The sequence below is a fragment of the Tenacibaculum sp. TB-53 genome (assembly GCF_059716285.2).
In genome coordinates, this window is the sequence record NZ_CM202790.1 from 664,961 (window position 1) to 679,189 (window position 14,229).

The following is a 14,229-nucleotide window of genomic DNA, read 5'->3' on the forward strand; positions in this document are numbered from 1 at the left end:
ATAAAAAATCAATAAAATTAGACAAATGAAAAAGTATAATTTAGAGATTCGGTTTGCAATACAGCTACTGGTAATGGCAGCAATATCGTTAATTGCAGCTTCATTGGTATAGTTAAATACGCCTTTATAAGATAGACTTATGAAGGTAATAGAACATTTAGAAAAAGCTAACGGAACATCGTTGTTTTCGTTTGAAATACTTCCGCCGTTAAAGGGAGATACAATAGAATCAATATTCAAAAATATTAATCCGTTAATGGAGTTCAATCCGCCGTTTATAGACGTAACTTACCATCGAGAAGAATACGTGTATAAAGAGTTAGGAGATGGACTATTAAAAAAGCAAGTAGTAAAAAAACGTCCAGGTACAGTAGGTATTTGTGCGGCTATTCAAAATAAATACCAAGTAGATGCTATTCCGCATATTTTATGTGGAGGATTTACCAAAGAAGACACTGAAAACTTCTTAATTGATCTCGATTTTTTAGGAATTGATAACGTAGTTGCATTACGTGGTGATGCAGTAAAAAGCGAAACTTATTTTAAACCTGAAAAAGACGGACATGCATACGCAAGTGAGTTAGTTACACAAATAGAGAACTTAAATAAAGGAAGATACTTGGATGATAATTTGCAAAACTCATCAAAAACCGATTTCTGTATCGGGGTAGCTGGGTATCCTGAAAAGCACATGGAAGCACCAAGTTTAGATTCTGATATTCACTTTTTAAAGAAGAAAATTAAAAACGGAGCAAATTATGTGATAACACAAATGTTTTTTGATAATCAAAAGTATTTTGAGTTTGTAAAAAAATGTAGAGAAGAGGGAATTATGGTTCCTATTATTCCGGGATTAAAACCAATCTCAACCAAAAAGCAATTGAATTTAATTCCGCACCGTTTTAAAGTTGATTTACCAGATACTTTGGTAAAAGAGGTTGTGAATTGTAAGAGTAATGCAGAAGTACGACAAGTAGGAGTAGAGTGGTGCATTGCTCAAAGTAAGGAACTACAACAAAAAGGAGTACCTATTTTACATTATTATTCAATGGGAAGATCAACCAATATTCAAAAAATTGCTGAAGGAGTTTTTTAAGATAAATCGTCATTTCATCCATTTGAAAGAATACTGAGTGAATTAGGAATAAAACATCGATATATAAGGCTTTATAGACCACAAATCAATGGAAAATTGAACGATTATGGAGAACCATTGAGGAAGATTTAATTCATGGAACTTATTTTGAATCAAAAGAATATTTAAAAGAAAAAATATTATAATATATTTATTACTATAATCAATAAAGACCACACCAAAGTTTAAATGGTGTGGCTTCTAATATTTTTAACCAAAAATGTCAACGAATTAGTTAACTTTTACAGAAATGATAACATAAGGGATCAAAACTTAGCAGAAAAACCTTTACTCTAAAAGTGAAGCGGTCTTTTTTTGGGTTCTAAAATTAAGAAATCAACAGTTAATAGTTACTGCGTCTTTTCCAAAAAGTAGCTTCTTTCCATCTAGTCTCAGTACTGTAGAAAAAGTTTTTATGTTTTAGATAATGATTCCAAACTTGTTGTAGTTGATTTTCATACAATATATTGAATTTTCCCTCCTTGGTGGAGTCCAAGTCCTTAATAAAATCATACTTAATAAGTAGTTTTTGAAGCTGCATTGCATTTGCCATAGCGTTGAACATTCCTTGAGAAGAAAGCGGATCAAAACTCATAGCTGCATCACCCAAAGCAACCCATTGTTTACCTGTTACTTGTTCTAAACGAGTAGAGTTAGCACTTACCGTACCATGAAAGTTAACAGTAGTTTCGTTACCTTCAATTAAAGGCTGAATGAGTTTGTGTTCTTTGGCAAAGGATAAAAATGTATTTACATGCTTAAAAGTGTTTCTATCCACTAAATCAGGATCCGTTTGAAAAGCGATGACCCTTTTATTATCGGGAACTACAGCACTATACCACCAACCTAAATCATCAGTAGCAATGGTGCTCATGGTATTTTCTTGGGTATTAGGTAAGCTCATCCAACAAGAAATCAATTTATCGTACTGTGTACGTTGAATACCTAAGCTTTTGGTGAAATGAGATTGCCTACCAGTGGCGTCAATTACGAATTTTGCCTGAATAGTATGTGTGGTTCTGTTTTTTAAGTCATCAGACTTTGTGGTTACTTTCCAGTAATTATTTTCATAAGAGCTATTAGAAAGGCGTGTTCCCCAAATACAATTAACTCCTCTTTTAGCAGCAATCTTTCTTAGATATACTTCAAAGTTCTTTCTGTCTAAACTTCTAGAGAATCCATCGGGGTTCCTCATATGGTCAACAATTTGAAGTTGACTATTTCCCCAATAGGATTGCATTCCTAAATTATTACGAAATATGGTTTGTTTTATGGCTTCCGATTCATTTTCTAATAAATCTAACTCTTTTAAAATTCGTTGTGCAGCAGGTGCTAGTGATTCTCCAATTCTATCAACAGGTTCAACTAGTTTATCTAGCAATGTAACATTATAATAATTAACTAAAGAAATGGCGGCAATGCAACCTGCAATGCCACCACCTATAATTAGTATGTCAGTAGTACTATTATATTCTTTCAATTCGTATATTATTTAGGAATATATCTTGAAAAACGTGTCATCTTCTCAGGAATACCAACTTCAACTCTTTTAGGAGCTGCTTCTTGATGCGAATCAGACTGTTTCATATGATGTAACTTAGAAGCAATTAAATGTATGGTTTTAATAACATTTGGTGTTGCTTTAAAGTCTTTTTCTAGTTCATCTTCCGTTAAGCTTAATAAACTACGCTGAGCATCTTCCAAAACAAATTGCTCGTTTAATAAATTATCGTGTGATAGTTTTTCTACGGCTGTATCTATTGTATTTTGAAGTCCTTTCTTTAACGCATGTTTAGCAGTTAAAACACTTTGTAATTCTTGTATGGTAGCTTTTAATAATGTTGCCTCTTGTTCTGGAGTAGGAGTAATCCCCACCTGCATTTCTTCAGGGAAATTAGGATCATGCTGAACTCCTGGACGCTTTTGAACCACGGCTAATTTATCAAAATACTTAATCATGCTATTAATTTGATTTGTATAAGTTGGTGCTTCACCATCTAAGGGAAGGTTGTCTAACCAATCGGAACGGAAATTAAAGGCTTGAATACGGGTTTCTTCAGATAAATTCGAATCCATTGTTTCTTTATAACGTTCTTCATTTAAAACGTTATTTGGTACTCTAGCAGGCCAAAACGTAGGTAAATATGGATCGTATTCACTAGTGTATCCATCTCTACAACTAGCGGTATCTGTTTGCCAAGGAATCGCCATCCAACGAGTAATTCCCCCAGCTACTTGTCCGCCTAAAATAGGTCCTTTTGCCAATGGTAATATATCGTTATTCATCATTGGACCATAATACGTAGTATTAACAGGCGGTGTTTTAGGTGCATGTTTAATTCTAAAAGGAGCCATGTACATTCCAGATGAACGCATAGGCCACGTCATTTCACAACCAGGGTGAAAAGCATCAGCTAAACAAAACTCCATAGCTGCTTTAGTTAACATATCTGGTTGTTCTGAAACAGGAAGTTCGTCTATCGTTGGTGGTTTAGGTACGTGCGGACATCCAGTCATGTCTACATAATCAGCATCAAAATCACCTTGTACCCATTGATCTAAAAATTCTAATTGTAAATCAGATAACGTAGCATGTTGACGTACAGAGCCTGTGGAAGGAATACTAATTGCATCACCATACAACCAAGGCCATAGTTGAGGTGCTTCTGCTCCTGATATGTCAAAACGACGGAAGTTGTTAGAAATCGTTCTACGCATTTCCATATAGGCAGGTGACGGATTCCCTAATCGTTTTATCCACTCATTAGTGGTGTAGTTGAACTGACCGCCAAAACCAAAAGCTCCAGCAAAACCAGCATTTACCCATTGTAAATCAGTCATACGTTGGAAAATTGGTAATATATCTTTGGTAAACGATGGTCTTACAGGACGTACCAACATTTTAGATTTTACAGCTACATCACGCATTAAATCCCACATCGTACGTACCGATTTTTGCATTGGTGCATAATCTGGTGGTGCACAAATAACCCAGGCTGGATCTACTTTTAATTTTGTTCCTTCGTATTCTACTTCCGCAGTAACAGGTCCGTCCGAAATATCATCGTGCCAACCTTCGTTATTGGCAAAAGTAATGGCAATATCGCCGTTGATGTTTTCCGATTTTCCGTGTCCACCTAACATGATTAGACGTCCTTTTTCATCCGTACGCATTTCACCTAAGTACACTTTTTTCGAAAGAAATTCCCCTTCAAAGAAAGGACCTTTGGTAACATTGGCTCCGGTAATAGATTTTGCGCCACCATCAATTAATAAAGAGTTACGGTCTTTTACATCAATATTACGTAACATAGAAGGAGGCATATCAGCAGCTTCAGGAATATCTAAGGCAATGTTGAACTGATACCAAGACGATTTTTGATTGGCTAAATGGCTATGCCATGTAATTTTTGCATTTTCAGCCGTTAATTCCTTTACCGCTTTTCCAGCAGCATTGAATCCGTAGATTCTAAATTGTGCTGCTTGTCTTTTTAAGGCTCCTGTTTTATCTCTGTATGCATAGGGATCGGTTTGTGGTTCAGGATTGTCAACCAGTGGACCAATAAAGTATTCGTTTTCACTATTTCCTACACGCATCACCCCAATAGGAGGGTAGATACCTGCTTTTACGATACAGTCACTATTTTCATCGGTGTTACCTTCAAACTGTGGATTGATTTCTTTAGGTTCTTGTAATTGCTGTCCGTTGGCTTGATGACGTGCTTCGGCACTTGCCGCATACACCACTTTTCTAGCTTGTGCAATCGACCCCAATGGTTCGTGTTGCGGTAAGGTTCTCCAAATATTAAACGCTAAGTTGCTTCCAAACTCGGCTTGTCCAATACTAGCTACATCTTGTTGAGGCAAGTGTAATTTAGCAATGCAGATATACGGACTTTCTTCTGTACTCCAAACTACCTGAGCATCATCTAATGGCATGGTAGCATCGTTAGTACGTAATTGTATTTCGAAACGGAAGGTCGCTTCTTTGGTTAACAAACGTTGTTGTAAATCGATACCTAAGTAATTGTTATCGTTAAAAGGAGTTCCTTTATAAGTGTCTTCAGGAACTAAACGATATTTTACAATTTGTGAATCACCTAATTTAAAAGGAAGAATTGCCCAATAGCTAGCACTTAGTACACTAGCTTCTTCTTTGGTCATAGCTTTTAGAATACTGGCTAATTCAGGGTGCTTTGCTATGTATGAATCATAATCGCGGTCAATAACACCAGCAGTGGTAAAGCTACACATCTGTTGTGCATCACGTGCAAAAAAACGGTCGATGTTTTGAAAGATAAAATCGGTATTGGTACCGTCTCCTAACAATTTAGGACCTTCCACACCAAAGAGTTTCAAGCCGACTCCTAAGGTGGAATGTAAATCGGGAGAAGTTGGTCCAGTATCACTTGAAAAACGAACAGCACATTCGTAAGTATCACCAGCAAAAATTCCGATTTTGAATTTTTCTTCGATGTCTTTGTTTACTACAAAACGACCGTAGGCTATACCGTGTTGTTTTCTAAATACAGCTCTCTCGGCAGGTTGTTGTCCGTTTTCAATGCGTGTTTTTTGTCCCATTTCTACAAACATTTCTTTTAAACGTTGTGTAACTTGGGTAATGTCTCCATCGCAGTTCCAGCATGATGAAGATTGATTTTGTGAGGGGTTTGTCATTTTTTGGTTAGTTTTAGTTTGACATTATATACCTTTAAAAATAAGGAATATAAGTTAGCGTTTGTTTTAAGAAACTCTTAAGCGTTAGGATTTTGGTTATTAGTTAAAGGTATTGGGTAATGGGATAGGAGTTGATATTTTAAAGGGAAGTAAGTATTTTTAAGAAGATTTAGAAGTGAATTATATAAATTATAATACTTCAAATTAATTTTTAGTTAAGAATTTTACAGACGTATTTTAAGTAGGTAAAAGGTCTAAAAAAAGAAAAGTTATAGGCAAGACTAATAAAATATAATGTATAAAAATGTAGTTAGTTAGCCATTTCATAAATGTTTAAGTGTCTTTTTAAAATTCCTGAAGGCGTGTTTTTGGTTTCATCAAAAATTCGAGTGTCTCCAAAAAGAATAAAGCTTTCTTTGGCTCTAGAAACCGCTACATTTAGCATGTTAGGCTTGTTGTCTTTTTCAAAAAACAAGGTTCCTTCGTCGTCATTAGAATATACGGAGCTGAACAAGATAATGTTTCGTTCTGCACCTTGTAATGCGTGTACAGTACCTAATTTAATGTCGCTTACTTTATAACCCGCATCGGTTAAGGCTTTTGATAATTCTCCTTTCTGACTAGCAAAAGGAGTAATAATTCCTAAAACACTTTCAATAGCGTCTACATCGTATGCTTCTTGAATGGTTTCTTTGTTTTGTTGTAACCAAGAAATAATAGCTTTTACTTCGCTAATGTTTTGACGACTGTTGTATTTGCGTTCGCTAACTCCTTCTATATGATATGCCATCATTGATGGAAATGCTTGATTTTCTTTCGCCTTTCCTTTCATAGGTTTTAAAATACCATCGTATGCCAATTCGTTACAAAAACTAATAATTTCATCATTACATCGTCTATGTTCCAATAAAACCAATCCTTGTTCTTTTTTAGCGGGTAATGGTGTTTCAAATTCGCAAGCATTTTGAGCCATTTTCATAATACTTCCGCTAGACGCTAAAAAACCTAACTCATCTAAATGTGTGTCATTTTGATTTTCAATAATATCAAGACTTGTTAAGTTTCCTTGGTCAATTTTTTTAGGGATAGACCAAATAGGTTCAATTTGTTGTAAATCACCTACTACAAAGGCTTTTTGAGTTAATGAAAATACAGGGATGCTTACTTCTGGAGTAACCTGACCAGCTTCATCAATAATTAACAAATCCAAAAAGTTGTATAGTGGTAAGTATTCAAAAATAGGTTTTCCGTTTTCGTTTTCTCCTTGAAATTGACTGTATAAAAAGTGACTTGGAGCTGTGTAAAAAGTAGCTACAAAACAAGGGGTAAGCATAGCTCTTCGTTTCCATTTTGCTTTAATAGCATATTCTCCTGTTCCTTTTTCGGTGTTTTCCTCTAACATTTCTCTGGTTTCTAGTAACCAACGCGCTTCCCAATAATGGGTTGCTAATAAGAATGCTTTATGGCGTAAATCAATATCTAATTCATCATAAAAGAAACGCTGTGTTGCATCATTAGAGTTTATTTTTTCATATTCATACGCCCACATTTGTTCTTCTGAAACAAAAGGAAATCCTTTGATATTATTTTCGTACTTCCAATTTTTTAGGCTTAAATGTGATTGCAGTAGCAGATTTACATTGTTTGTACATTCTTTTATATATGCTGCTACTTTTTTAGCATCCAACAGTGTTTCAGCGTTAGCCTTAAAAATGTGTTCAGCATTTCTTGATTCAAACTGAGTTTCATCAATAAAATAGTGTTTTACTTTATCAATAAAATCAGTGTCTTTTGTCGATGTTTTTAAATCGTTTAAAACAGTTCTCCATTCCTGTAGTTTGGAGATTTTAAACGTACTTTTTTCGATGAAATTCTCTTCGTGTACAAGTATACTGTTAATGTAATTTACAGCATTTATATAGTTTCTGGAGAAATCAACACCATCAGCTAAAATATTTTGAATACCTATAATTTCTTCTTGTAGATGGTTACATACATCTTCAAGTGAATTTGTTTGGGTATTGAAATATTGACAGTAGTTTGTTAAAAAATAATATTCTGCTTCAGAGATATATTTTTCATTTTCCAGATTACAAAGTGTTCCTTCATGACCAAATAAATTCCCTTTTAAGTAATTAATGTTAGCCAGTTTTTTATCACTTTTTGAACTGGATGGGAGGTAGGTTGCATATCCGTTAAAATCAGGAATCCAACGGTTGGCTAATTCTCCCATAGTACTTTCAGAGTTGATAAAACTATCAATAATATTGGTTACTGCTTGGTTGTTGTTTGAGCAGGCTAAAATTATAGGAGCTTCTTCACCATTAATAGCGGCTTTTACAAACTCGGTAGCCACTAAACTTTGTAATAGGGTAGTTTTTCCAGTTCCTGGAGGTCCGTTTACAGCGGTAACTGCATTTTCTTCGGCTACTAAATACGATAGTAATGTTTTTCGCTGACTAACCGAAAGTGGGAACTTATTCGACATTTGTCCTAAATGCAAATGGTTATACACTAAAAATCCGTTATCGGTAATGGCTTCTTGTCGTTCTCTAGTATATGGATTGATGATTTTAGAGAGTACAGGTAACTCATCCGTATTTTTAAGTAGATTTTCGTATAGAAATAGAATACTTTTTGCCGTAGAAATTTTAGAACTTAATGCGAAATAAGTAAGCTCATATTGTGTGGTATAGCGTTCTACTTGATAACGATATAGGTTGCTAAAAGTTATGGCAGAAAATACTTCGTTAATATAGTTCCAGTATTCATCCCAAGGTATAGGTTCTTCGCTATTTTCAAAATCGGGAGCGTCTAGGTCTTTGGCATCTAAAACGGTGTCGATAGAAGAGAAGATAAAATCATTCTTAACATCTGCCATAGGTGTTAGATAGTTACGAACAATTAAAGGAAAGCCATCTTTTGGAGCAGATAATTGTCCTGAACGATTTACAATAGCACTAATCCAAAAAGGATGAATAGTACGTTGTTTAAATTTTGTATTATCCGTTTGATATACTAAATGAAAAGGTGCTATTAATATTTTAGTTTCTTCTACCTTATGCCACTTAGGATTGTCTTTTTTAGTAATTCCTTTTAACCGATTAATTCTACGTTCTTCAACATCTAATAGTTGACTTGCTTGTTTAGCGTTGATGAGTGCGTTACTTAAATCGGATGATTTTTGATGAAAAAGGTTTTTTATTTTACTAATGTCAATAGCTAAGTTTTCACTATCAGATAAGCTGTTTTTATAATATTGTAACCAGTTTTTTTCGTCGTTCATAGTTGTTCTCGTACCCTTGAAATGTGATTTTTTCTGTAAGAAAGGGTGCGAAAATACTATATTCAACGTGTGAAAAAATAGTTTTTGTTAGCTTTTTATTAACGAAAAAATAAGAGAGAGTATAGTGGGTTTGTTTTCAGTAAATTAAAAATTATTGTTAAGATGTTGCTTTACACTATGCATAATTTTCCATAAATATAGCTAGTTTAACTACGAGAGTTTGTAATAAAATTTAAGTAGTAAAAAAAATGTGTTTATATAATTTAATTTATTATATTCGTAACCAAATGGAAAGTAATCGTTTAAAAAATAGCATTGCATATTTATTTCTTGTCCTGTTTCTATCAATGAAAGTAGGTGGGTTGCACGTGCTATCTCATACAGACGATAAAGACCATACATCACACTGTACGATATGTGATCATGCAGTTGCAAGTGATTTAACTCCGTTAGTTACTCCTGATACTTTAGACTTTTCAATAGAAAGCAATGAATATATTGTTTTGAGGGAAGTAATTAAAGATTATAATTTTATTATTTCAGGTACTATTACTGCGGAGCAACTTTTTTCTAGACCTCCACCTTTTTTAGTGTAAGAGTTTTTATTTTACATTCAATCTTTCTAATTAATGTTTTTTTATTCAAGTATTTGAGCAGTTATAGAATATTGACTTAAATAGTACTTGTAATGAATCTGAGATACGTTGTTGTGATGTCTCAGTTTTAAAGAGGAGAAAATACCAGCTTAAAAGCTCTTACCACCACTTTGTTTTTATTTTAATAACCTATTTTCTTTATTGTTTAAAGGAATAGCTCGTAGTATATTTAGATGCAGGATTATCTTATCTAAAATATATTATAGCAGCTTAGATGTCTTTACGTGTTTTTAAGGGTTTTAAACAGTTATAGGCATTAGATATAATATAAGAAGTAAGAAAAGTACCTAAATATACTAGAGCATAGGTTATTACTAAAATTTAAATTTCAAAAGAATCTTTACAGAAATCTTTCAGTTTTTCAAAAGACTAAGTCTCATTTTGAAAAGCCTAGGAATTCTATTGGATTTATGTACCATAATATTAAAGAAGTTGCAACAAAGGGAATGCTGAAAACCTTATTGAATAGAGTAGGCCAAACTTTAAAATTTTTAATTATGAAAACCAAAGAATCAATGATTTCAGAAATTTTAGCTGATAAGTCTAAGCAAGCAGCTGGAACTACACATTGTAGTAATTGTGGGCACTGTGTTAACACTTTATAGTCTGCAAATTTATAGCGGTAGGATAAATTCCTACCGCTTTTTAAAAAGTAAAAACAGTTAAATATAATGGAAGGAAAAGTTACAGAAGAACAATTACATAAACTCCTAACTTTTAGTGATGAAAATGTAATATCTAGGTTTTTAGATATGTATGATGTTACAGAAACTGAAGCTGAAGATATATTAATGGAAACGTTGAAGTTTTTGTATATAAGTCAAATTCCAGGAGTCTTCATTCCAGATGATTTATTAATTATAGATGAAATGTGGCACAACCTTATACTGTTTACACCACTTTACCATAAGTTTAGTAAAGAATACTTAAACACCCCTTACTTTCATCATCTTCCTGCAACTAAAAAAGAAAAAGATGAAAGAAGTGAGGCTATGAGAATTGCACCAGATGAAGCAAAAGAAGAGTACCTCAAGAAATTGGAATTTTTGTTGTCTACAACCTACGACTATTTAGGTGAAGAAACCATGGTAAAATGGTTTAAAGTATATCCTCAAAAATACAGCAAAGAAAATATTAAAAGATTGAAAAAATAAGGATGAGCATTTTTCCCAAAAGAACCATTCAAGGTAAAACCATTACTATACATTGGAATTTTAATACAGTACACTTAAAAGATAAACACTTATGTCCATTGGTAAAAATAGGAGTAAAAGATCCTAAAGGTAATGTAACAATGCTTTTTGAAAATCATGTTGTTGCTTTTCCAGAAGAAAATAAAAACAAGGAAGTAGTACCACAAAAATTAAAATATTTAAACAAAAACACTCCGCTTTTAGTGTTGGCTTCATATTTAGAAGGAGCTTGTAAACGTGAAAAGCTTGTAGAAATTCTTACAAACATACAAGCTGGTCGCCATTATTATTTTACATATAACGTTCCCGATAATGCTCCTCTAGGAAAATATACTCTCGTGTCCGAGGTGCATAATAATGGAAATATAAAGTACTCAAAAACTCACTTAGATGATCATTTTTGGGTAGAAAAAATCTCATTAATCAATGTAAAAAAAGAAGAAAAAATAGCAATGGTTTACAATCATTCAAAAGAGAAAACTCCAGTAAAAATAGTAAGGTGCTTTATCAACTCTGAAGGTTGTATGAAAACAGAAATGGAAGCTTTTGAAATGAATCCAAATGAAACAAAATCGCTTTCAATTTCAACAGGAAATACTTTTTTACTCTACAATGAAGAACGAGAAATAGTGCCATTATTAGAAGAGAAACCTATACACTTAATAAAAAATCACGAAATACTATTAGTTAGTAAATCACCAGAACTAAATTATCTCATGAAGAAAGATACAGATGAAGCTTTTTCTCTTACGTCAGAAGCAAAAGAATTATGGGATAAAGCAGATGGATTACTCACTAAAAATAGCCTGTCAAAAAAAGAATTAGAGATATTTAAAGAAATGGAAGCTGAAGGGCTGATAAAGCAAGTAAGGTTATAATGACTAAAAATTATTTTAAATCAGAGATGTTATACCTTGAAAAATTAGGAAGTAAAAAAGTTATATGCATACTATTTTTTAGCCTATTAACAAGTAGTTTTTTGTATTCGCAAACAGTAAAAGTTTCAGGAATAGTAACCGACAATTTAGGGATTCCTTTATTTCAGTCTCATCTCCAAATACAAGAACTTAATAAAAGTACAGTAACCAATGAAGATGGAGAATTTACATTTAAAAAGATTCCGAAAGGAAAATATAGCTTAAAAATATCTTATGTAGGTTTTAAAACAAATTACCAGACTATAGATGTTTCAGGTGAAAAAACGAATATAGAATTTACTATTCAGTTAAAGCCTGAGCAAAATCAGCTAAATGAGGTAACTCTTGAAGGAAAATCAACAGCTCAAAGATTAAAAGAGAGTACTGCTAACGTGTCAGTTTTACAAATGGAAAAGTTTCGAGAGAGGAACATTAATACAAGTGATATTGTAAAACAAATTTCAGGGGTAAATGTACGACAAACAGGAGGTTTTGGTAGTGCTGCAAGAATCTATGTAAATGGGATGACTGGAAAATCGGTACCCTTTTTTCTAGATGGAATTCCTTTATCATATTTTGGAGCGGGATTAGGGTTAAACGTATTGCCTTCAAACTTAATAGAACAAATTGAAGTTTATAAGGGTGTAGTACCTGTAGACTTAGGAGCAGATGCTCTTGGAGGAGCGGTTAATATAATTCCTAGAAAATCATATTCAGATTACTTAGATGTTTCCTATTCAGCAGGATCGTTTAATAGCCATAAAATGAGCGTAAATGCGCAATTAATGAGTTCAGACAATCAATGGATGTTTGGGGTGAATTCATTTTTTAATCACTCTGACAATAGCTATAAAGTAGATGTTGAAATACCAAACGAACAAGGAAATCCAAAGCCAGCAAGAGTTAAACGCTTTCATGATAAATATTCTAACCATCTTTTAAACGTTTATGCAGGAGTTTTAGATAAAAAGTATGCAGATCGATTGGTTCTTAGTGCTCGTTATTCAGGACTTGACGATGATATACAGCACAATGCTATTATGGCTCAACCTTATGGAGAAGCTACTTATAATGAATCGACTATAGGGACTTCTTTAGAATATGAAAAAAAGAATATTTTAAAGAAAATGAACATAAAATGGTATAGTGGTTATAACCGTACCAGCGGACATTTTATTGATACTACCTTGAATGCCTATACTTGGGATGGTAAAATATATCGTAAACGGACAGATGGTGGGGAAATTTCTGCCTCACGAAATTCTTTAAAATTAACCTCTCAAAATGTTTTAAATCGAGTTAATTTAAACTACTATCCTTGGGAAAAAGGAAAGTTTACGTTGAATCTTTTTTCATCTTGGTTTAGAAGAGTAGGAGAAGATCCAATTGCGGCTGAGTTTTATGGAGAAGATTTTTTTAAGAATCCAACCCAGCTTTTTAAAAACGCTTTAGGAATTGCTTATGAACACCGTTTTTCAAAAAGTTTAACGAGTTATACAGCGGCAAAACATTTTTGGTTAGATGCAGATGGGTATGAAATAAAAAACCTTGACTTTGTTCCTAACCAGCAAGAAACATCTAATTTTGGATTTTTACAATCGCTTCGTTACCATCTTACAAAATCTTTTTTAGTAAAGTCTTCTTACGAGTATGCTACGAGACTTCCTGATGAAGTGGAGCTTTTTGGAGATTTTACTTTAATAAAATCCAATCCATTTTTAGAACCAGAACAAAGCCATAATTTTAATTTAGGTTTCCAGTTAAAAACAAAGAAAGTTAATTGGGATACGAATCTTTTTTATCGAGGAACAAACAATGTTATTTGGTTGCGAACCTCACAGTTTTATTCCCAATATCAAAATTTACTAAAATCACGTACGCTTGGGGTTGATATGGAGCTGCGTTATCGTCCCGTAGATTTTCTTGATATAAAAGCAAATGCTACCTATCAAGATTTACGAAACCGTTCACCGAAAAATATTACGGGGGCTGTGGACAATCGTTATTTTAATGCAAGACTACCCAACATTCCTTATTTTTTTGGAAATGCAGAAGTACGCTACCACAAAGAAAATTTCTTGCACACAAAAAATAATATTTCAGCATGGTGGTCTGCAAACTACGTAAATGAATTTTATCTGTTTTGGGCTGTAGATGGTAATAAAGATTTAAAAAACACCATTCCATCTCAATTTACTCAAAATTTAGGTATCACTCTTTCTCACCCGGAAAATAGATGGACGGTTACTGCTGAAGCGACCAATATATTTAACGAAAAAGTATTCGATAACTTTAGTGTGCAACGTCCTGGAAGAGCATTTTATATAACACTTAGAACATTTATAAATTAAAAATAAACATCAAT

Annotated in this window: 8 protein-coding genes; 5 read left to right on the forward strand and 3 right to left on the reverse strand. The window is 33.3% G+C overall.

The window, feature by feature from the left end; genetic code table 11:
- The first annotated feature begins 139 nt into the window (after nucleotides 1-139).
- A complete protein-coding gene (gene metF / locus AC3VJB_RS03010; RefSeq protein WP_437824419.1) occupies nucleotides 140-1,096 on the forward strand; it encodes a methylenetetrahydrofolate reductase [NAD(P)H] in 957 nt (318 codons plus the stop codon).
- A 382-nt stretch (nucleotides 1,097-1,478) separates the two neighbouring features.
- Here the strand turns inward: metF and AC3VJB_RS03015 are convergent, their stop codons facing one another.
- The 3 genes from AC3VJB_RS03015 to AC3VJB_RS03025 all read right to left on the reverse strand — a co-directional run bounded on the left by AC3VJB_RS03015 (nucleotide 1,479) and on the right by AC3VJB_RS03025 (nucleotide 9,098).
- Nucleotides 1,479-2,615 carry an NAD(P)/FAD-dependent oxidoreductase gene (locus AC3VJB_RS03015; RefSeq protein ID WP_389863238.1) on the reverse strand — a complete coding sequence of 379 codons (1,137 nt, stop codon included), beginning with the start codon at nucleotides 2,613-2,615 and terminating at the stop codon, nucleotides 1,479-1,481.
- Nucleotides 2,616-2,623: 8 nt separating this feature from the next.
- The gene (locus AC3VJB_RS03020) at nucleotides 2,624-5,812 is read right to left on the reverse strand and encodes a LodA/GoxA family CTQ-dependent oxidase (protein WP_497666736.1); all 3,189 of its coding nucleotides are present in this window, start codon (nucleotides 5,810-5,812) and stop codon (nucleotides 2,624-2,626) included.
- 310 nt (nucleotides 5,813-6,122) lie between these two features.
- Nucleotides 6,123-9,098, reverse strand: a complete 2,976-nt coding sequence (locus AC3VJB_RS03025) for a DEAD/DEAH box helicase (RefSeq protein ID WP_497666737.1) — start codon at nucleotides 9,096-9,098, stop codon at nucleotides 6,123-6,125.
- A gap of 248 nt (nucleotides 9,099-9,346) precedes the next feature.
- On the opposite strand from AC3VJB_RS03025, the gene AC3VJB_RS03030 reads away from it, so the two are divergent.
- The 4 genes from AC3VJB_RS03030 to AC3VJB_RS03045 all read left to right on the forward strand — a co-directional run bounded on the left by AC3VJB_RS03030 (nucleotide 9,347) and on the right by AC3VJB_RS03045 (nucleotide 14,215).
- Nucleotides 9,347-9,694, forward strand: coding sequence for a hypothetical protein (locus AC3VJB_RS03030; protein WP_156167047.1), 348 nt, complete (start codon nucleotides 9,347-9,349; stop codon nucleotides 9,692-9,694).
- Between the two features lie 731 nt (nucleotides 9,695-10,425).
- Nucleotides 10,426-10,908, forward strand: a complete 483-nt coding sequence (locus AC3VJB_RS03035; protein WP_159611646.1) for a UCP032817 domain-containing protein — start codon at nucleotides 10,426-10,428, stop codon at nucleotides 10,906-10,908.
- A 2-nt stretch (nucleotides 10,909-10,910) separates the two neighbouring features.
- The gene (locus AC3VJB_RS03040) at nucleotides 10,911-11,825 is read left to right on the forward strand and encodes a hypothetical protein (RefSeq protein ID WP_437824426.1); all 915 of its coding nucleotides are present in this window, start codon (nucleotides 10,911-10,913) and stop codon (nucleotides 11,823-11,825) included.
- A 101-nt stretch (nucleotides 11,826-11,926) separates the two neighbouring features.
- A complete protein-coding gene (locus AC3VJB_RS03045; RefSeq protein ID WP_437824428.1) occupies nucleotides 11,927-14,215 on the forward strand; it encodes a TonB-dependent receptor in 2,289 nt (762 codons plus the stop codon).
- Nucleotides 14,216-14,229: the final 14 nt, after the last annotated feature.

Coding starts and splice junctions, on each gene's coding strand:
- metF (WP_437824419.1), top strand. CDS start 140: ATGAAGGTAATAGAACATTTAGAAAAAGCTAACGGAACATCGTTGTTT.
- AC3VJB_RS03020 (WP_497666736.1), bottom strand. CDS start 5,812: ATGACAAACCCCTCACAAAATCAATCTTCATCATGCTGGAACTGCGAT.
- AC3VJB_RS03025 (WP_497666737.1), bottom strand. CDS start 9,098: ATGAACGACGAAAAAAACTGGTTACAATATTATAAAAACAGCTTATCT.
- AC3VJB_RS03030 (WP_156167047.1), top strand. CDS start 9,347: ATGTGTTTATATAATTTAATTTATTATATTCGTAACCAAATGGAAAGT.
- AC3VJB_RS03035 (WP_159611646.1), top strand. CDS start 10,426: ATGGAAGGAAAAGTTACAGAAGAACAATTACATAAACTCCTAACTTTT.
- AC3VJB_RS03040 (WP_437824426.1), top strand. CDS start 10,911: ATGAGCATTTTTCCCAAAAGAACCATTCAAGGTAAAACCATTACTATA.